Source organism: Proteus sp. G2609 (assembly GCF_963896135.1).
Lineage (GTDB): Bacteria > Pseudomonadota > Gammaproteobacteria > Enterobacterales > Enterobacteriaceae > Proteus > Proteus mirabilis.
This window is the reverse complement of record NZ_CAWQNB010000008.1, coordinates 46,270-66,741: the sequence shown is the minus strand read 5'-3', so window position 1 is coordinate 66,741 and position 20,472 is coordinate 46,270. Positions and strand designations below refer to the sequence as shown.

19 protein-coding genes are annotated in these 20,472 nt (G+C 34.9%); 13 read left to right on the top strand and 6 right to left on the bottom strand.

What is annotated here, in order from left to right:
* The first annotated feature begins 301 nt into the window (after positions 1 to 301).
* The 6 genes from ddlA to AACV01_RS02720 all read left to right on the top strand — a co-directional run bounded on the left by ddlA (position 302) and on the right by AACV01_RS02720 (position 5,603).
* Positions 302 to 1,402: a D-alanine--D-alanine ligase gene (ddlA, locus tag AACV01_RS02745; RefSeq protein ID WP_004242920.1), complete on the top strand. Its 1,101-nt coding sequence runs from the start codon at positions 302 to 304 to the stop codon at positions 1,400 to 1,402.
* A 35-nt stretch (positions 1,403 to 1,437) separates the two neighbouring features.
* Positions 1,438 to 1,821 (top strand): VOC family protein, encoded by a 384-nt coding sequence (locus AACV01_RS02740; RefSeq protein ID WP_004248057.1) that lies wholly within the window; start codon positions 1,438 to 1,440, stop codon positions 1,819 to 1,821.
* Between the two features lie 257 nt (positions 1,822 to 2,078).
* Positions 2,079 to 2,456: a lysozyme inhibitor LprI family protein gene (locus AACV01_RS02735; protein ID WP_237584985.1), complete on the top strand. Its 378-nt coding sequence runs from the start codon at positions 2,079 to 2,081 to the stop codon at positions 2,454 to 2,456.
* 189 nt (positions 2,457 to 2,645) lie between these two features.
* Positions 2,646 to 3,167 (top strand): carbapenem self-resistance protein CarG family protein, encoded by a 522-nt coding sequence (locus tag AACV01_RS02730; RefSeq protein ID WP_004242928.1) that lies wholly within the window; start codon positions 2,646 to 2,648, stop codon positions 3,165 to 3,167.
* 216 nt (positions 3,168 to 3,383) lie between these two features.
* A complete protein-coding gene (locus tag AACV01_RS02725) occupies positions 3,384 to 4,184 on the top strand; it encodes a MetQ/NlpA family ABC transporter substrate-binding protein (RefSeq protein ID WP_161682376.1) in 801 nt (266 codons plus the stop codon).
* Between the two features lie 135 nt (positions 4,185 to 4,319).
* On the top strand, positions 4,320 to 5,603 hold the full coding sequence (locus tag AACV01_RS02720; protein WP_161682374.1) for a cystathionine gamma-synthase family protein: 1,284 nt from the start codon (positions 4,320 to 4,322) through the stop codon (positions 5,601 to 5,603).
* A gap of 68 nt (positions 5,604 to 5,671) precedes the next feature.
* Here AACV01_RS02720 and AACV01_RS02715 read toward each other — a convergent pair whose 3' ends face one another.
* The gene (locus AACV01_RS02715) at positions 5,672 to 6,217 is read right to left on the bottom strand and encodes a GNAT family N-acetyltransferase (protein ID WP_049197080.1); all 546 of its coding nucleotides are present in this window, start codon (positions 6,215 to 6,217) and stop codon (positions 5,672 to 5,674) included.
* A gap of 196 nt (positions 6,218 to 6,413) precedes the next feature.
* On the opposite strand from AACV01_RS02715, the gene AACV01_RS02710 reads away from it, so the two are divergent.
* The gene (locus tag AACV01_RS02710; protein ID WP_004248060.1) at positions 6,414 to 7,259 is read left to right on the top strand and encodes a helix-turn-helix domain-containing protein; all 846 of its coding nucleotides are present in this window, start codon (positions 6,414 to 6,416) and stop codon (positions 7,257 to 7,259) included.
* Positions 7,260 to 7,265: 6 nt separating this feature from the next.
* Here AACV01_RS02710 and ydeE read toward each other — a convergent pair whose 3' ends face one another.
* On the bottom strand, positions 7,266 to 8,450 hold the full coding sequence (ydeE, locus tag AACV01_RS02705; RefSeq protein WP_046334808.1) for an efflux MFS transporter YdeE: 1,185 nt from the start codon (positions 8,448 to 8,450) through the stop codon (positions 7,266 to 7,268).
* Positions 8,451 to 8,712: 262 nt separating this feature from the next.
* On the opposite strand from ydeE, the gene accA reads away from it, so the two are divergent.
* Both accA and AACV01_RS02695 read left to right on the top strand, forming a co-directional pair.
* Entirely contained in the window at positions 8,713 to 9,675 is a 963-nt protein-coding gene (gene accA, locus AACV01_RS02700) for an acetyl-CoA carboxylase carboxyl transferase subunit alpha (protein ID WP_112843375.1), read from the top strand.
* 72 nt (positions 9,676 to 9,747) lie between these two features.
* Positions 9,748 to 10,635: a LysR family transcriptional regulator gene (locus tag AACV01_RS02695; RefSeq protein ID WP_004242940.1), complete on the top strand. Its 888-nt coding sequence runs from the start codon at positions 9,748 to 9,750 to the stop codon at positions 10,633 to 10,635.
* Between the two features lie 3 nt (positions 10,636 to 10,638).
* On the opposite strand, the gene AACV01_RS02690 is transcribed toward AACV01_RS02695, so the two are convergent.
* Positions 10,639 to 12,141 (bottom strand): MFS transporter, encoded by a 1,503-nt coding sequence (locus AACV01_RS02690; RefSeq protein ID WP_060554662.1) that lies wholly within the window; start codon positions 12,139 to 12,141, stop codon positions 10,639 to 10,641.
* 154 nt (positions 12,142 to 12,295) lie between these two features.
* On the opposite strand from AACV01_RS02690, the gene AACV01_RS02685 reads away from it, so the two are divergent.
* Both AACV01_RS02685 and AACV01_RS02680 read left to right on the top strand, forming a co-directional pair.
* The gene (locus AACV01_RS02685) at positions 12,296 to 12,892 is read left to right on the top strand and encodes a TetR/AcrR family transcriptional regulator (RefSeq protein WP_012367925.1); all 597 of its coding nucleotides are present in this window, start codon (positions 12,296 to 12,298) and stop codon (positions 12,890 to 12,892) included.
* Between the two features lie 433 nt (positions 12,893 to 13,325).
* Positions 13,326 to 14,330: a hypothetical protein gene (locus tag AACV01_RS02680; RefSeq protein WP_161682372.1), complete on the top strand. Its 1,005-nt coding sequence runs from the start codon at positions 13,326 to 13,328 to the stop codon at positions 14,328 to 14,330.
* A 131-nt stretch (positions 14,331 to 14,461) separates the two neighbouring features.
* Here AACV01_RS02680 and AACV01_RS02675 read toward each other — a convergent pair whose 3' ends face one another.
* Complete coding sequence (locus AACV01_RS02675; protein WP_004242947.1) at positions 14,462 to 16,060, bottom strand: ABC-F family ATPase; 1,599 nt, start codon at positions 16,058 to 16,060, stop codon at positions 14,462 to 14,464.
* A gap of 250 nt (positions 16,061 to 16,310) precedes the next feature.
* Between AACV01_RS02675 and AACV01_RS02670 the strand changes: the two genes are divergently transcribed.
* Both AACV01_RS02670 and AACV01_RS02665 read left to right on the top strand, forming a co-directional pair.
* Complete coding sequence (locus AACV01_RS02670) at positions 16,311 to 16,766, top strand: YaiI/YqxD family protein (RefSeq protein ID WP_004251194.1); 456 nt, start codon at positions 16,311 to 16,313, stop codon at positions 16,764 to 16,766.
* Positions 16,767 to 16,822: 56 nt separating this feature from the next.
* On the top strand, positions 16,823 to 18,223 hold the full coding sequence (locus AACV01_RS02665; RefSeq protein ID WP_004251191.1) for an amidohydrolase: 1,401 nt from the start codon (positions 16,823 to 16,825) through the stop codon (positions 18,221 to 18,223).
* Between the two features lie 76 nt (positions 18,224 to 18,299).
* Here the strand turns inward: AACV01_RS02665 and yidZ are convergent, their stop codons facing one another.
* Positions 18,300 to 19,271 (bottom strand): HTH-type transcriptional regulator YidZ, encoded by a 972-nt coding sequence (yidZ, locus tag AACV01_RS02660; RefSeq protein WP_004248071.1) that lies wholly within the window; start codon positions 19,269 to 19,271, stop codon positions 18,300 to 18,302.
* Complete coding sequence (locus tag AACV01_RS02655) at positions 19,264 to 20,448, bottom strand: MFS transporter (protein ID WP_004248072.1); 1,185 nt, start codon at positions 20,446 to 20,448, stop codon at positions 19,264 to 19,266. The genes yidZ and AACV01_RS02655 overlap by 8 nt, the downstream gene beginning before the upstream one ends.
* Positions 20,449 to 20,472 lie beyond the last annotated feature (24 nt).

Sequence of the window (20,472 nt, the reverse complement as noted above, 5' to 3'; positions counted from 1 at the left end):
ACAACAACATAATTAGCCTCCTTTTAAAATTTATCTGTTAATCGGTAAAGTGAGTTTAGCAAGACAGGTTTATTGATTGCAAGAATGCAATGATGAGAAACCGTGTCTTTTTGTGTGAAAGAGGAGGGAATAGGCGTTGCTGAATTAATATCAAAAATAGTTATTTTTTGCACACTAAATCATAGAATTTCATCATTTTATCGTAAATTTTCCTAGATAAGAACTATCTCCCTACATTGCGTGTTTTTATCATGATATATTGCTATTTATTCGCTATAGCTGTCCTATAAAAGGTTAGAAAATGAGTAAATTAAGAGTCGCTATTATTTTTGGTGGAAAATCAACCGAGCACCAAGTTTCATTACAATCAGCAAAAAATATTATCAATGAATTAGATCGAACGAAATTCGACCTTTGTTTAATTGGGATTAATGAACAAGGGCAATGGCATGAATATGCTGAAGACAATTATTTAATTAATAGCGATAACCCCTCAACTATCTCATTAAGCCAACCTTTGCGTCCAGTGGCTATTATTCCTGGCAGTACCCGTCAGCAATTTATCTCTTTAACTGATGGGCAACCTCTTGCACAAATAGATGTGGTATTTCCTATTGTGCATGGTGCTTATGGTGAAGATGGCACCCTACAAGGACTATTACATATGATTGATATGCCATATGTAGGCCCTAATATCATGAGTTCTGCAGCATGTATGGATAAAGATATCACTAAGCGCTTACTGGATGATGCAGGATTAGCGGTTGCACCATTTATTACACTGATGGCTCACCAATTAAATGATATTTCCTATAATGAAGTTGTTGAACAATTAGGGCTCCCTTTATTTATTAAACCAGCAAATTTAGGTTCTTCTGTTGGTATCAGCAAAGTCAATAATGAAGCCGAGTTTAATGCTGCCTTATCCATGGCATTTGAATACGACCTTAAAGTGATTATCGAAAGTGCTATTGTTGGCCGTGAAATAGAGTGTGCCGTTTTAGGTAATGAAGAGCCTGAAGTTAGCCCTTGTGGTGAAATTGTTTTAAATGATGCTTTTTATGCTTATAACACAAAATACATTGATGATGATGGTGCAAAAGTAGTAGTACCTGCTGATTTAGATAATGCGATTAGCTTACATATTCGCCAAACGGCATTGAAAGCTTACCAAGTTTTAAACTGTTTAGGTATGTCGCGCGTTGATGTATTTTTAACCGAAGATAATCAAGTCATTATCAACGAAATTAATACCTTACCAGGTTTCACTAATATCAGTATGTATCCTAAACTGTGGCAAAGTACGGGATTAGATTATCAATCACTCATCACGAAATTAATTGAATTAGCGCTAGAACATCATAAAAAAACAGCCGTATTAAAAACTAAGTGTGAGCTTTAATCACAATAATACTCTAATAGCGAAGTGAGGTTCAGATGAAAATTACACACCTTGATCATTTAGTATTAACAGTGGCTGATATCGAGGTAAGTTGTCATTTTTATCATAATGTATTGGGTTTTGAGATAATTACCTTTAAACAAGGGCGTAAAGCCCTTGCTTTTGGTCATCAAAAAATCAATCTTCATCAGCTAGGAAAAGAGTTTTTGCCTAAAGCTGCTAAACCAACGGCAGGCTCTGCGGATTTATGTTTTATTACTGAAACGCCATTGTTAGACGTGATAGAGCATATAAACCAGCAGGGTATAAATATAGAAGAGGGTCCTGTACCAAGAACAGGGGCTACAGGGCCTATTATGTCAGTTTACTTACGTGATCCAGATAATAACTTATTGGAAATTGCTAATATTATTGAATAGATTAACCACATATTCTAAATAAAATATAATAATATTTAGCTAAAAAGCTATAAGTGTTCTTTTTAGCTTAAATATTTTAAATTATTTATATTCAAAAAATGAACCCTCCAAATATGATAGTAATAAATAGACCTATTTGTGGCTATTTTCGCCTGATTAAAATAAAAATTAATAGATATAATTTAATGATATAGCCTTTCTTATTATAATAATGTTAGCATTATTCAATTATTTTTCAGGTAACAATGGATGGTATGATGAAAAAAGTTATTTTTGTAAGTGCAATATCAGGGGGGATCTTATTTTGGTCAATACATTTACAAGCGGATAATTTTGATTGTCGTAATGCGGAAACACAAACAGAAATTAACCAATGTGCATACCAAGATTTTCAACAAAAAGATGAAGAGCTGTCACAAATTTATCAACAATATTATGCGAAATTAGAAACTAAACGACAACAACAGTTACAGCATGCACAGTCAGTTTGGATGACATTTCGTGACCTCTCATGTCAATATGAGGCAGACTATTACCAAGGTGGCAGTTTGGCTCCAATGGTTTACACTAGCTGCTTAAAAGATAAAACCATAGAAAGAATTAATGATCTGAAAAACTATATTGCCTTATATTAAGACTAAAGAACTTCTTATCTTGAAAATAGGCTACTCATTTTAAAAGTATTGTTTTTTATCAAAATCTATCGTTTTTAGTTATATAAAATTATTATTTTTGTATTATTTTGAAACATTAAATAACTTGACTAATCCCACCTGTAAAGTACTCTAAATTATAAAGTAGCAATTAAAAATAGAAGATATGATATGAATATAATGACGAAATTAGGCGCAGCAGTATTGCTTACATCCTTATCCACTATTGCTATTTCTGCAGATATAAAACTAACATACGGTATTAATTTGATTGATTTTAACGGTGATGGTGTAAAAGATATTGTCGTTAAATCTAAGCGTATATTAAATGATGCATCATCAATTAATATGGTCACGGTTTATATAAAAGATGCAGATGAACAAGTTTATATTGTACCTTCAATTTATGATAATGCTCTTAGCTTATTTGATAATAAAGCTGAAAACAGCGATATTAAAATCTCTAATTTCAAATTTATAGAGAAAAAAAATCAAGTGATCTTAGTCAGCGGTGAGAAAATAGGTAATGATATGTTACAATCAACACCTATACGTTTTTCAAGTTACACTATCACGAAACAAGATAAACAATATAAATGGGCATTTTCTGCATATTGCGTAACCAATTCTACTTATCTTAATGTTGATGATGCTTTTGTTGATCCCTGCATAAATAAATTAATTCGAGATTGATACACGCATAGGTTGTAAATGCGTTGACTTTATTGAATTATTTTTCTTTTTAATATCAACCAATTACCTTATTTCCTCTCATATACCTCTCTTTATATAGTACGATCACTTGTATCATTTAGCATTCCTTGTTATTAATCTACACTTAGGATATTTCTTAATCATCAATATGCTGATAATTTTGTGTTTGTCATGTTCCGTTTTTAAGAGGGAGTTATGAAGGAAATTATTACAGGTTTGCTTCTAGCCTCAATAAGCTTATTTTCTGTCTCTTGTTCGCAAGAAGATACAGATGTCGTCAAAGTAGCAATCAATACTGGACCAGACCAAGTCATTTGGGATGAAGTGATCCGTTTAGCTAAACTTACCGAAGGATTAAATGTTGAAGTTATTGCATTTAACGACTATGAAAGTCCTAATAAAGCCCTAGAAAATAGAGAAGTAGACGTAAATGTATTTCAATCTATTCCTTATTTACAATCAGAGATAAAAGCCCACAATTACAAATTTCATATTGCCAGCAAAACGTACATTTTCCCGTTAGCCGCGTATTCAAAGAAAATAAGCGATATTAGCGAACTCGAATATGGTGATGTGGTTGCCATTCCTAATGAAGCAAGTATGAAAGGGCGAGCTTTATTATTACTTGCAGAAAATCACCTCATTTCTTTAAAAGAGGGAGTTGGTTTTTTACCTTCCGTTGAAGACATTATTGATAATCCTAATGCCTTGATATTTCATGAAGTTGAAACTCCCATGTTAGTTGAAGCCCTTGATGATCCTGAGGTTACGATGGCGGTTATCAACAATAATTTTTCCTCTCAAATTGGCTTACTTGCTACCCGCGACGGCTTAATTATGGAGAATAAACATTCGCCTTATGCCAATGTTGTTGTTACTCGTATAGATAATATGAATGATGAAAAAATAAAGAAATTAATTACTGTTTTACATTCAAGACAAGTCGAATTAAAGGTGCAAGAAATGTATAAAGGGGACGCGGTTAAGGCGTGGTAGAACATATTTCAGGTTAAAAAACAAACAGTTCAATATAACTATGAGTTTCTATACCTAATAAAACAATCTAACAATATGAAGTTTTTTCAGTATGATGATAGAAACTTTATAATTCATAAATAGTAGAAATAAAAAATGTCTAGTTCTCAACTGAAAAAACAATATATTGGCGAACATCAATTATCTCCAGAAACGTTAATGATGAGCTATGGATACGATCCATTGTTATCAGAAGGCTCCGTCAAACCTCCTGTATTTTTAACATCGACATTTATTTTTAAAAGTGCAGAAGAAGGGAAAAATTTTTTTGATACGGTAAGTGGAAGAAAACCCCTTCCAGAAGGAGAAAAAGCAGGTTTAGTCTATTCTCGTTTTAACCAACCTAATAGTGAGATCGTTGAGGATAGATTAGCAGTTTATGAAAACACAGCATCATGTGTCCTCTTCTCATCGGGAATGTCAGCTATTACAACGACATTAATGGCTTTTACACAACCTGGCGATGTTATTTTACATTCTCAACCACTTTATGGTGGAACAGAAACATTAATAGCCAAAACATTCGCTAAGTTCGGTATTCAAGCAACACCATTTACAGATGGTTTAAATTTAGCACATATCCAATCGCAAGCTGAAATGGCTAGCCAAAAAGGGAGAGTTGCGGTGATATTTGCCGAAACTCCCGCCAATCCAACTAATTCACTGGTTGATATTCAAGCGTTAAAAATCGTTGCGGATAAATTAGAAACAAGCCAAGGCTATCGACCTATTATTATTTGCGATAACACCTTATTAGGACCTGTTTATCAACATCCTATAGAGCAAGGCGCTGATATTTCACTCTATTCATTAACAAAATATGTGGGTGGACATTCTGATTTAGTCGCCGGTGCTGCAATGGGATCACGCGAGCTTATTAATCAAGTTCGCCTATTAAGAGGTGCAATAGGGACACAACTTGATGCGCATTCTTGCTGGATGTTAGGCCGCTCTTTAGAAACATTGCAAATTCGCATGGAAAAAGCCAATCAAAATGCGCTATTAGTTGCACAATTTCTACGTGACCATGAAAAAGTGAAAGTGATCCACTATTTACCTTTTGTAGATAAAAATAGTATTGAAGGTCAAGTATTTGCTAGACAATGCACAGGCGCGGGATCAACATTCTCCTTTGATATTGTTGGTGGTGAAGCAGAAGCTTTTCGTTTTCTCAATGCGATGAAAATATTTAAATTAGCGGTGAGTTTGGGAGGAACCGAGTCATTGGCATGTCATCCTGGCTCTACCACACATTCAGGTGTTCCTATGGAATTACGCCACAATATAGGTATTCAAGAAACAACCATTCGTTTATCTATTGGTATTGAAAATCCTTATGATCTTATTGCTGATTTATCTCAAGCATTAGATCATGTTTAATGGATAAACAATAGCAAAACAACGGATTATAAATCTTATAATCCGTTGTTTTTTTGCTTTGCTGTTTTTTATTGTTGTTTTTGCCATTCACTTTTGGTTAAACGACAAATAACTTCTGTTCTTATTTCGTCTAAATACTCCACATACTGATCTTTAATTATGTGATGATATTTAAATCCACACTTTTCTTGTACTCTCTTCGAGTTTACATTGTCTACAAAATAACCACACCATAGATTATCTAATTGCAGAGTCTCAAAGCTATGACGAATAAGCGCTTTCACAGCCTCAGGAATAAGTCCTTTCCCCCAAAAAGGGGTACCAATCCAATAAGAAATTTCGGCATCATTATCCCCTATAGGGAAATTGCTTTCATGGCAAAAAGATAAGCCAATTAAACCAATCGCTTTATCATCATCGAGCAATGTGACAGCATAAACTTCATCACGCATAAATATAGTCTGGATAATTTCGGTACTTTCAGCAACACTTTTATGTGCCGGCCAGCCTGCGATAGGGCCTACTCGCTTATCCCTCGCATAATAATAGAGGCTCTCAGCATCTGATATTCGCCATGGACGTAATAATAATCGTTCTGTTTGTAATTTTTTCATACAATTTAGCTCTTTTATAACGTATGTTTCATTATGTTAGGATGATCGTATTTTAAAGAGAGCTAATATAAAACTGAATGGATTAATTAAGGTGTTATCGGTACTTTTGACAACTAAATCCATTAATGCTCTTGTGATTAACATTGAGATCATTAAAAATAAAAACAGTAGCAATATGCAATAGAGTGAATAATTTATGTTTAGTCAATCATTATTAAAATTAAATATCCCTTCGGAGTATGCCGTTATCGGTGAAAGCGATATGCATAATGAATTAGGCTATCCATTAGCATTATCATATGTTGTGGTTATTATTTGTTTAGATGGCAGGGCTGTTATTAATATAGATTTTCAAACAAAAACCATTAAAGCGAATGATATAGTGATACTCGGTGATGATAGAATGGTCACATTGCAACGTAAATCAGCTAATTTTCGTATTTTTTATTGTTTTCTTAAGAAATCTTTTGCCTCTGAGATCGCTTATGCACTTTCAAATAGTTTGTTTACATTTTTGCATGAAAACCCCATTTGTCGCCCTTCAACGGCTCACTTAAACGCCATAAACAATTGGGTGGAACAATTAAAATATATAGATAAAAGTTATACTGATCATAGAAAGTTAATGTTGAGAGGGCAGTTACAAAATCTTTTTTTTGCGATAACAGAATTAATACCATCTCATTATTCCTTATCTAAAAAAGAATTCAGCCGTAAAGAGCACTTATGTTGGCAATTTTGGGAGTTAGTTATAAAACATAGCCACCAGCACAGAGACGTTGCCTATTATGCTAATCGCCTTAGCATTACACCGTTTTATCTATCACAGCTCACTAAACAATATTTTAATGATGTTCCTAAGACGTTGATTAATAGGCAAGTAATTCTTAAAATAAAAGCGTTATTGACGCACACTACGCTATCAGTAAATGAGATCGCCATAAAACTCCATTTTGACGATCCCTCATATCTATGCCGTTATTTTAAGCGCGAGACTGATTGTTCCTTATCTGGATATCGCCAACAATATCAACGGCAATAAAATATATTAAGCAGCTATTCTTTTTTCACTGTAGTTCATACCTTGCAACATACAAAGCCAAGCTAGTACTGCGATCCCCATTAAAATAGCGAATAAAGAAATAGGGGGCAAGGTTGTCAGGATATAACCACTAGCAAGTGGATTTAATGCAGCACCTAACCAACCTAAAGATTGTGCAGAGAAATAACTTGCTTTCATTCCTAACGGCGCAATATTATCGATCATCATATACTCACCAGGTGCATAAATCAGTTCACCAAAGGTAAATATTGCTATCGCCATTGCCCAGAAAATTAAATTATCACCCGCCAGCATAAAGCCTGCTAATCCTAAGATAAAAAAGAGTGTGCCTAAGGTCATTAATTTACGTAGTCTTTCAGCAACCACTTGTTTGCCGACGATATATTGTAATGAGACGACAATGGCCGCATTGACGGGGAGGATCACCGCAATAGCAGATTCAGCCAATTTAGCATCATAAACAACTAAAAGGTATTGCGAAATACACGAAGCAAATGTACCAAAAGTTAATGTGCCAAAAAAAGTTGAAAGCACAAACCAGCCTAATGCCTTATCTTTTAGCATTATTTTCGGATCCCACTTTACACTATTTTCTTCTGTGGAATGGTCTACCACTGAACGTTGCACAAAACATTGGATCATAAATAAAGGAATACTGGCGGATATTGCCGCTAACCAAAAAGGTAATTGGGTACCATACATTAATAATAATGTGCCAATAGGTGGGCCAACCGTCCATCCGATATTAATAAAAGTATAGTTTAGTGAAAATATTTTAGGCTTTGCTGATATTGATAGAGTTTCAGAAAAATAAGCTTTCAATACCGTAGAAAAGACTAAATAGGAACAGTTAATAATTGAGAAGAAGATAACCACTAAAATAGTACTATTGACCATTGGGATAGCAGCAAATGCGATAATAAAGGTAATAATAGAAAAAACCATATAACGTTTTTTTTCAAATTTATCTGCCAGCATACCAAAGGCAAGGCTGAATACTATCCCCGTAGTCAGTGAAATAGACATTGCGATACCAATATCATCAACAGGCAATTTATATTGTCGTGATAAGTATATCGCCATAAAAGGCAGTGTTGCACCTCTTCCTATAGTCAGAATAAGTGATGAAAAGAGTAGTGCAGTTGTAGAACGAGATTTTTTTGAGAACATATTATCATTTTAATTATTTGTATTAATGGATTATTGTTGTGTTTGGTAATTTTCTGGTGAAAACTGTCCTGCTGTATATTTATACATAACTTATAAATAACTGTATAGAGATAAAAGCTAGAAAATAAATTTTTTTAACCACTACCTATTTTATTATCCCATTTTTGATAACACTGTTTATCAAAAATATCTCTATAACAATAAGTTAGTTTTCTCTAGACTAGATAGTTTGATATAACCCGATTTAGCTAAGAGGCAAATTATGTCTATTATTCATCTTGAATTTGAAAAGCCTATTGTTGAATTAGACGAGAAAATAGATGCATTACTTGCATTTAAACAGTCTCAAGATGAAACAACGGCAGTTGATATAGACGAAGAAATCGCCAAACTTCGCCAAAAAAGCCTTTCATTAACACGCTCTATATTTTCTGATTTAGGGGATTGGGAGATAGTACAGTTAGCACGTCATCCTATGCGCCCTTATACATTAGATTATATCAAAGCTATTTTTACTGATTTCCAAGAGTTGGCCGGCGATCGTGCTTATGCTGATGATAAAGCGATTGTTGCAGGGTTAGCGCGTTTAGATAGAAAACCAGTGATGATTATCGGTCAACAAAAAGGGCGAGACACTAAAGAGAAAGTAAAAAGAAACTTTGGTATGCCATCACCAGAAGGTTATCGGAAAGCATTACGCCTGATGAAAATGGCTGAACGCTTCCATTTACCAGTGATTATTTTTATTGACTCCGCGGGTGCTTATCCGGGGGTTGGCGCTGAAGAGCGGGGGCAATCAGAAGCCATAGCACGAAATATTCTTGAAATGTCCCGATTAAAAACACCGATAATTTGTACAATAACAGGGGAAGGTTTTTCTGGTGGCGCATTAGCAATAGGTGTGGGGGATCGAGTAAATATGTTGCAATATAGTACTTATGCTGCCATATCGCCCGAAGGCTGTGCCTCTATTTTATGGAAAAATGCTGATAAAGCACCTATTGCCGCCCAAACCATGGGAATGACGGCACCTAAATTACAGGCATTGGGTATTATAGACTCAATTATTCCTGAACCATTGGGAGGCGCACATCGCCACTACCAGCAAGCGGCTAAATTTGTAAAAAAACAGCTTCTCGCAGATTTAACAGAATTGAATCGTTATTCTAAAGAAGAACTGCTTGAGAAACGTTATCAAAAATTAATGTCCTATGGTTATTGTTAATTCTTTTCAAGTGAGAGAGCAATCAATGTTACACTGCCTATATTCAATACTTCCCATATAGGCAGTATTTTTATGTCAATTGACCTTAATTTATTACGTATTTTTTCTGCGGTTGCAGAGCAAGCACAGTTTGCCAGTGCTGCACGATCGCTTTCTATGCCAACATCTAATGTCAGTAGGGCAATAAAACAGCTAGAACAACAGCTTAACTGCCGATTAATTGATAGAACCACGCGAAAAATGCGTTTAACTGAGCAAGGGAAAATCTTGTATCAGCAAGCCAAAAAGACCTTATATGAATTAGATAATGTTGTAGAACATATAACGAGTGATGGCCCATTAACAGGAACCTTTAGACTCACGATACCCAGTGAATATGGCAGTGAGTTACTTGCCGATATTTTAGCGGATTTTGCTGCACTTCATCCTAACTTAACCATTCAATGTGATACGCAGCTAATGCCAAGAAATGTTATAGAAGATGATATTGATTTACTTCTAACATTTCATCGTGGCCAATTAGCCGATAGTAGCTACCATTCACGTCTCATAAAGTCGTGGCGTAGTATTGTTGTTGCCTCAGAGAGCTTATTAGCAAAAACGGGTATCCCTACAGATATTGAACAACTAAGCCAATTACCTTGTATTTCCAGTTTAAGTGCATTAGAAGGGCAACCGTGGATCTTTATTGATAAAGAGCAGAACCCTGTAAAAGTGACAATTAATAGCTGTTATCGTGTAAATAGTGCTATCTTAGCCAAAGCTGCCGTATTAAAAGGTTTAGGTTTTGCTATTTTAGCTGAACATTGTTGCCTTGATGCGATAAAGGCAGGCAAATTGCGAGCCATTTCTTTTCCTCAACAGCCCGCATCAATTAGTTTAGTCGCGATATATGCAAGTCGTCGTTCGCTTTCACGTAATATTGAACATTTTCTTGCATTTTTAACTCAGCGTTTATAATAATTAATCCGCTATCTGCTGAGAAAGTGCACCTTGTTTCTCTTTGCAAGGAAAAAGCATAATAAACAGAGTAATAAAACAGGAAAGTCCTGCGGTTAGCATGGCATAGGCAAATCCTGAATTAAATGCTTCAGGTAATAGGGCAACCAACTGATTATCTAGGGAAGCGGTTTTATTTTCTGTTACTAACGTAATAATATTAATCGGTTCTACCACTATTCCTAATGCTTGACTTTGTATCATCATATAATTAATTGCTTGCTGTATCATTAATGTACCTAATAACGCAATTCCCATTGTCATACCGGTTTGTCTTAATGCATTCATGGTTGCAGACGCCATGCCCGAGCGAGACGGTGCTACACTTTTCATAACTAAAACTCCGATTGCGGGTGTCGCTAATCCCATTCCTGCACCTAAGATAAATAAATAGCTTCCTGTTATTGTGTAAGAGCTATTTGTTGCTAATGTTGCCAATAAACAAGAAGATATTGCAATCAACAAAAAGCCAAAGATCATTAATTTTCTGACAGATATATAACGAGAGAACCGTCCAAATAACATAGAAAAAAGAGCCATGGCGATAAACTCAGGAGCCATTCTTAAACCTGTTTCTAATGCACTCCAGCCTTGTGCTTTTTGTAGGAAAAAAGCGATAAAAAAGACATTACTATAAGTGGCAAATCCCAAAGTAAAAGAGGAAAGGTTATATTGGAAAAACGAGCGATCTTTAAATAACGATAGCGGTAATAACGGGCGTTCAATACGTTTTTCGACTATAACAAACAGGGTAATAAAAATCAGACCGACAATTAATGCGAATACAGTACGATAATCAGACCAACCTACAGCGCCTGCTTCAATAAAACCATAGGTTAGTAAACCTAATCCCAAGATACTGGTTAATTGTCCTAGGGGATCTAACGCAACATCCTCAGGATCGGCACTTTCACTTAATCCATACCAGCCTAGTAATACTGTAATAGCACCAATAGGAATATTAATAAGAAATATACTTGCCCAACCACTGGCATGAACTAATGCACCACCAAGGATAGGGCCAATAATCAGTGATAATGCACTAACCGAAGACCAAATACCAATAATACGGATACGTTCAATATCAACAGGAAAGGCATGTGTAATAAGTGATAATGCGCCAGGAATAAGGGCTGCAGCTGCAATACCTTGAATAATACGCCCAAGGATTAATATTTCATGTTGTTGTGCAATAGCACAGATAAGGGAGCCTAGAGTGAAAATAATCACCCCCCAGAGCCACACTTTTTTTCGTCCGAAACGATCACTTAATGGCCCGGAAGACAAAATACAAGCTGATAGACATAGTGCATAAGCATCCACAATCCACTGTAATGTAGCCATATTGGCATTAATATCATTCTGAATAGTAGGTAGAGCAACATTGACGATACTAATATCAAGAGTGGCCATAAATGTGCCTAAACAGATAGCACAAATAAGTGACAACCGTTTTGTATAACTCATAAGTTTTATTACCTTTATGGTGAAATAATAGTAGTATCATAATATCCGACTGACCGTCGGTCAATCAATTGATGATAATAAGTTTCATTTACGGTTATTGTGGCTATTCTCAATATGGAGTACCCTTTAACAGCCACTTAGAGGGAGATGAGCAATGTCATTAGAAGAAAAAAATATCGATAAACCAAGAACAAAGCCAGCCGAAGTTCGTTTAGAAGAGTTAATGAACGCCGCAGAAACACTATTTCTTGAAAAAGGATTTGATGCCACAACCGTCAGCGATATTGTAAAACAAGCGGGGGTCGCTAAAGGAACGTATTATCACTATTTTACGGCAAAAACAGATATTCTCGACGCACTGCGAACTCGATATATGGATTGGTATATTGATAAAGTTGAGCAAGCAATGGCAAGCTGCCAAATTCAAGATTTTCGCGCTAAATTAAAACAGTGGTGTGAAACTAGCGTTATTGCTTATGTTGAAAAACAAGAATTACACGATATGCTTTTTCATCAAGTCTTTCATCAAAGCGGTAATATTCATGAAAATAGGGCGCTACAGCAGTTACAAAAGATATTAATGGGGGGGACAGAGAATAAAACGTGGCAAGTCCTACAGCCTGAATTAACCTGCACGCTTATTTATCATGGTATGCATGCTGCCGTTGATAATTTAGAACACAGTACGGAATACACATCACAAACATTAGGTGCGCTATTATATCGACAATTTACACAATTATTAAGTTAACCAGACTATTAAATAATGAATATTCTGGTTGTTGATATAAAATAAGCGTGACACTGTCACAAAAAAGAAAATTGGGCGCGATTAACAACCGAAATCATTTGTGGTGTTTCTAATATTGTTGCATCACTTTTATACGGTTGTCTGTTTCTTAGCAACATAACCATAAGGTAGGACTTCAAAAGAGCAACATGATAATTTCATCAAAAATGAAAGGGGATTATGATTGACTCGTGGTTGGTAACATACAACAACAGAATGTTAAATTTTAAACAAAAAAACATGTATTAATCTTTATATATTTAAATACCACATGAAATTAATATTACCTATATTTTTAATATAATGATGTAATTAAAAGATAAAATAAAATATTTTCCCAATATAAATAAAGAGAAGCATTTCAATTAATATGTAATTATCATTAAGGTGTTATATGAGTAAATTAACAATTGGTGGAGTAAATATATCAACTTCGCAAATAAACAAATTATCACACGCATCTAAAGCTAGAGATGCAATGTCTATTTGGGAAAAAATAAAAGACTGGTTTAATCATGGTCAAAAAGAACATGTGCTTAACTTACTTTATCATACCTATTTCAATCCTAAAAATTCAATATTTGATAAGGTTGATAGCTTTGCAGAATTATATTCTATGACAGGGGCGCAATATAAAGATAATTTTCATTTATATTTAAAAGATGGTTATGATTTAAAAATGAAATTTGTTATAAAAAACGTTTATAATGGTGAGGTATCATTAGATAATTTAATTAAAGACATGATAGATCGGATACATAATAAAAATCCAAGTATAAAAGAAGATATAGAAAATATAAGAAGTTATATAAAAAAAAGACTGCATGAAATTCCTAATGAAGCCAATTATGATATTAATCAATACAATGTCTATTTATCCCAGATAAAAAACGACTTACTACCAAATAATTATTTTAACGTAGAGCGTTATTTGGATGGTGTAACAGATTTTGTTCGTTTATATAATATAAATAATTCTAGAATTAATGTAGACGATAAAATTGAAGACCGTTGTAAATTACAAAAACTTATGAATATAATACAGCATATTGATATAGAATATAGAAAAAATATTCAAATAAAACTTGTGAAGAATACTGTTGCTTTAAATATAAAAGATAAAAATTCAAAAGAGTTTTTGAATTTAATTAAAATCGAATTATTGTCATTGTACAATCCTCATGTAGGTATAATAGAAGGATTTATAAAACATGGAATGGAAACTTTATTTAAAGATGAAGACAAAAAAGAAAAAGCCTGTGGATCATTAAGGAAAGCTATTATTGATTATAACTTTCCATTTATTGGATCACTTGAATTCAATGTTACTGATGAGACTATAAATAATATTTATATAAATAATATAGTACCAAGTGAGTATATCTCCTTACTCCGATAACAAGCGCCCATAATTACAATGAATTAAGTGACAATAGCTACAGCGATAATTCTATCTTTAATAAAATAAAGGCTTGGAACGTAAAATAACACCAAGCCTTTTATTTTTATATTAATAAATAAGGGGAGGTACTAACCATCAATCCCTTTCTTAGCCAAGAACTCATCATAAGTGCCTTGGAAATTAGTCACTTTTTCAGGCGTAATTTCAATAATGCGGTTAGCCAATGAGCTGACAAATTCACGATCGTGAGAAACAAAAATTAACGTCCCTTGATAGAGTTCTAACGCCATATTCAGTGACTCAATAGATTCCATATCTAAGTGGTTGGTAGGTTCATCCATAATCAGAACGTTTGGTTTTTGCATCATTAATTTACCAAACAGCATTCTGCCTTTTTCACCACCAGATAATACTTTGACTGATTTTTTAATATCATCTTGTGAGAAAAGAAGGCGACCCAATACACTACGCACCGACTGTTCATCGTCTTCTGGCTTCATCCATAAACTCATCCAATCGAAAACGGTCATATCAACTTCAAAATCAGTGGCATGATCTTGTGCATAATAACCTATAGTGGCATTTTCAGACCATTTAACGCGTCCATTATCAGGCGTTAATTCACCCACTAATGTTTTGATCATGGTTGATTTACCCACACCATTGGTGCCTAAAATCGCCACTTTTTCGCCCACTTCCAGCATCATATTTACGTCTTTAAATAAAGGCGTATTTGCTTCATAACCTTTAGCAATATTCTCTACTTCTAACGCATTACGAAATAATTTCTTCTCTTGCTCAAAACGAATAAAGGGATTTTGTCGGCTGGAAGCTTTAACTTCGGTTAATTGAATTTTTTCAATTTGTTTTGCACGCGAAGTGGCTTGACGAGACTTTGATGCATTAGCACTAAAGCGGCTAACAAAGGATTGTAATTCACTAATTTGTGCTTTTTTCTTTGCATTATCAGCGAGTAAACGTTCACGCGCTTGTGTTGCCGCTAACATATACTCATCATAATTACCTGGGTGAACTGTTAATCCACCATAGTCAAGATCGGCCATATGAGTACACACCATATTTAAAAAATGGCGGTCATGGGAAATGATGATCATAGTGCTATTACGTTCATTTAATGTTTGTTCTAGCCAGCGGATCGTATCAATATCTAAGTTATTCGTCGGTTCATCAAGTAATAAGATGTCAGGATCAGCGAATAGGGCTTGTGCAAGGAGCACACGTAGTTTCCATCCTGGCGCCACTTCACTCATTGGGCCATTATGTTGCTCAAGTGGAATACCAACGTTTAATAATAATTCACCGGCACGTGATTCAACGGTGTAACCGTCCATTTCACCGAATTTCACTTCAAGATCGGCAACACGTAAACCCTCTTCTTCACTCATTTCCGGTAAGCTATAAATACGTTCACGCTCTTGTTTAATTTCCCATAACTCAGCGTGCCCCATAATTACCGTATCAAGCACGGTAAACTCTTCATAAGCAAACTGATCTTGTTTTAGCTTACCCAAGCGCTCATTAGGATCAAGGAATACGTTACCGCTAGTAGGCGCGAGATCACCACCGAGAATTTTCATAAAGGTGGATTTACCGCTGCCGTTAGCACCGATTAAACCATAGCGATTACCGCCACCAAACTTAACAGAAATGTTTTCAAACAGTGGCTTCGAACCAAACTGCATAGTGATATTATTACTTATTAACAAGACGAATACTCATGATTAGTGAATGATAAAGATAATGGGGCGGCATTATGCCATAAACTTACCCCATTAAGACAGTGGAGTAAGGTTAGCCGATGACTTATTTTACGATATCATGCACTTTTACGCGTTAATCACTTAACACTTAACTCAAAAAGACTATGTGATTTACCTGCTTTAATAACGATATGAGTGGGAATGTGTTATTTTAATAGGATTAATTTTCAAAAAGAAACAATCAAAGAGAGTTACTATGCCGATATGGGTTGATGCTGATGCCTGTCCTAAAGTTATTAAAGAGATACTTTATCGGGCAGCAGATAGAGAAAAAGTGGTGATCACTTTTGTGGCAAATCAGCGATTAAGTATACCCGCATCGCCTTATTTGCGCACATTGCAAGTTTCTGCAGGTTTTGATGTGGCTGATAATGAAATTGTACAACGTGCAAACCAAGATGATTTGGTGATCACTGCCGATATTCCTTTAGCGGCTGAAGTGATCGAAAAAGGGGCTATTGCACTAAATCCTCGAGGTGAACGTTATACAGAGTCAACAATCCGCGAACGATTAAATATTCGTGATTTTATGGATACGATGAGAGCAAGTGGCATTCAAACAGGAGGACCAGCAAGTTTATCACAGCGCGACCGGCAACTTTTTGCTAATGAGTTGGATAAATGGTTACTACAGCAAAAACGTAAAAAATAATAAATTATCAATAAAATAATAAACTTTTGAATATTCTTACCATCCGAGAGGTAGTTATGTCATTTACTAAATCAATGCTTGCACTCGCTGTTATGGCGGTTTCTTTTACTAGTCACGCAGCCAAACAGGCTGATTTAATGATTGTCGATGGCACAGTGTTAACAATGGACGCACAAAATCAGGTTATCGAACAAGGAACGGTTGTTGTAAAAGAAAATAAAATTATCGCCGTTGGGGGGCCTGAGTTAACACAAGAATACCAAGCCAACAAAGTGTTAGATGTGGATGGTGATATCGTGATGCCAGGATTAATTAATACCCATACACATGCATCAATGACGGTTTTTCGCTCTTTAGCCGATGACGTGCCAGACCGATTACATCGTTATATTTTCCCTTTAGAAAATAAAATGGTGTCTCGCGATATGGTTCGCGTAGGAGCAAACCTCGCCAATGTTGAAATGGTAAAAGGGGGAGTAACTACCTATGTTGATATGTATTATTTTGAAGATGAAGTCGCTAAAACGGTTGATAAGATGGGAAATAGAGCCATCTTAGGTGAATCAGTGATTAATTTTCCGGTGGCTGATGCACAAACTCCTGAAGAAGGCATTCAATATGCTGTCAATTTTATTAATGAATATAAAGATCACCCGCGCATTATTCCTGCCTTTGCGCCTCATGCACCTTATACTAATACCACAGAGAACCTGCAAAAAATTGCTAAACTATCGGTAGAACTTGATGCCCCTGTGATGATCCATTTAGCAGAAACCGATAGAGAGAAAGAAGAAATTGCAAAACGAACCGATGGTAAAAGCCCAGTTCAATATATGGCAGATATTGGCGCTTTAAATAATAAAGTCATTGCCGCTCATGCGATTATGGTTGATGAGCAAGATATTGATTTATTAAAGAAATATGATGTAGGTGTGGCTCATAATATTAGTGCTAATACCAAATCAGCCAAAGGTGTTTCGCCCGTTGTTGCCATGCTAGAAAAAGGTGTTCGTGTTGGTTTAGGGACTGACGGTCCAATGTCGAGCAATACACTCACAACGATGAATGAGTTAAATTTAGTAGGCAAAATTCATAAATTAGAGAATAAAGATCGCGCCGCAATGCCACCATTAACCGTCGTTGAAATGGCAACAATAGGCTCAGCCAAGGCATTACATATGGAAGATAAATTAGGCTCTTTAGAATCGGGAAAACTTGCTGATATTATTGTTGTTGATACTAAAGCTCCTAATATGGTGCCTATGTATAGCCCATATGCAGCATTAGTTTATGGTGCGAATGGAAGTAATGTTCGTCATACCATTGTAGATGGTAAAATTTTGATGGAAGATCGCCAACTGTTAACCGTAGATGAACAAGCGATTATCAGTGAAGCTCAAAATTTTGCGAATAAAGTACGCCAAACCGTTGTTGATAGTGGTGAAGTCGTTAAATAGATATATACTAATATAGCGTTAATAAGTTTATAAAAGGTGATTTGATATCAAATCACCTTTTTATTATTTTTAACTATCAGATATCGGAGGTTTGTTGGTTAATACTTTTTCTTATTGTATTTCTTAGCCATATAATTTTTGTATTATGGCTATTACGCTTATGCCATAACAAAACAAAAGGTAGATGAAGCTGTTCTAAAAACACAGGGGGGAGAGGGATAGGTAATGTTACAATATCAGGAAAATGTGTTTTCACATAATAACGACAATATCCTGGTGCACAAGTAATTAATTGATGGTCAGGTTGAGATATCATAAAAAGAGATTGCTCAAAAGAAGTATAAGTAATTGCTATCTGACGACTTTTGTTCATTTCTTTTAAGATATTATCCAAAGCCCAATGACTTTGTTTGTCATATTCTGTACTCACCTGAGAAAACGATAAAAAATTATTAAGATCCCACTTCATTTTCATTAACGGATGATTTTTGTGTAGATAAACAAGTGGGATATCATCAAATAATATTTCATAATCAATCACATCAGGAAGTAGCTCTAATAACTCTTTTGAGCGTGAATAGTATTCACGTCCAACAAGCCCAATATCAACTTCTCCATCAATAATATTAGAAAGGGAATTATATTCCCAATTTTTTATCTGAAGTGTGGATTTTGGGTAATGAGATAATATTTGTTGTGGTAAAGAAGGTAACATGACCTGATGTAACGGTGTTTCTAAAACTAAATTAAATTTAAGTCCAACAGGAACTTCTGTATTACGTTTATTGGCTATATGGTGGCTAATATTAATAAAATCAGATAAAGAATCTTCAATACTTAACGATAATGGTGTTGGGATCAACCCTTGTGGACTACGGATAAAAAGAGGATCATCAAACCATATCCTTAATTTGGCTAATGCTTTACTCACAGCAGAAGGAGAAATGGATAACCACTTAGCGGCCAAGGTGACACTGCGCTCCTGTAAAAGAATTTGAAATATGACTAACAAATTCAAATCAATTCTATGTAATGGTTTGTTAGACATTATATTTAACCTTTTTTTGTTCTGTGAACCGAGGAAAGCATAGAAAAAGAGTACCTACAATACAACTGATAAATAAAATAACCACCAACATATTTATTGAGGATACTTCAATCCACCCCATTACCCAAATATAAAGTGAAGAAAAACTTAATTGTGAAATACCCAGCACAGAGCTCGCAACGCCGGCTCGTTGGCTAAAGGGAGAAAGTGCTTGGCTCATAATAATCCCAAATAATAACGCAAATCCTGAGCCGCATAATGCAAAGGTAATAAAAAACCAACGCATGTCACTCTTTTTCCCTATAAAAAGGAAAATAATACCTATTCCAAAACATATAAACCCTACTGATAAAATATGCTTATAGCGGTATTTCATTAATATTTTTGGCATTAAAAAAGAAATGGTCATACTTATCATTGCTAATGATGTCATTAATATTGAATACTCTCCTGTTGAATAATTCATTTGTTGCATCACTACAATAGGGGAAATATTGACATAAGTAAGAATAACGGCCATTCCTAAGCAGGAAATAAGTAAACGACTTAAAAAATAGCGAGTGAAAAAAGAGTCTGTTGTTGGTTTTATTACAGATAGATTTACTTTTTTATTTTTAATTTCTTTTTTATGGTAAGTCTCTTTTATCCCCAAAAAACAAAAGATAAAAACCAATAGGGAATAAGCCCCCATAAGATAGAACATCATTGACCATTCGCAATATAATAAAATAATAAAGCCTAGAACGGGAGCTAATACCGGAATAATACAAGTAATACCATTTATCATAGAAAGTACTTTAGCACGTTGCTGTTCTGTTAATGTATCTCTTAATATCGCAAAAGTAACAACGTAACAAAAACCTGAGCCACTACCTTGAAAAAATCGTGAAATCAAGAACTGTTTTTCCGTTATCGAAAGTCCAGCACTTAATGACGCTAAGAAAAAAATCAGAGTACCAAATAAAATAACAGGCTTACGACCTAAATTGTCACTGCACCATCCAGCAATTAACATGGATGACACCATTCCCATCAAATAAATTGAAAATGCATGGTGTAATGTCACTTCAGAAGCATTTAAATCGCTAGCAATTGCTGTTAATCCAGTTAAGTATAGATCAACGCCAAGAGGATAAATCAATACTAAAAAAAAACTAAAAATAACATATTTAGTCATAAACCACCTCGTTTTAGAAAGTGG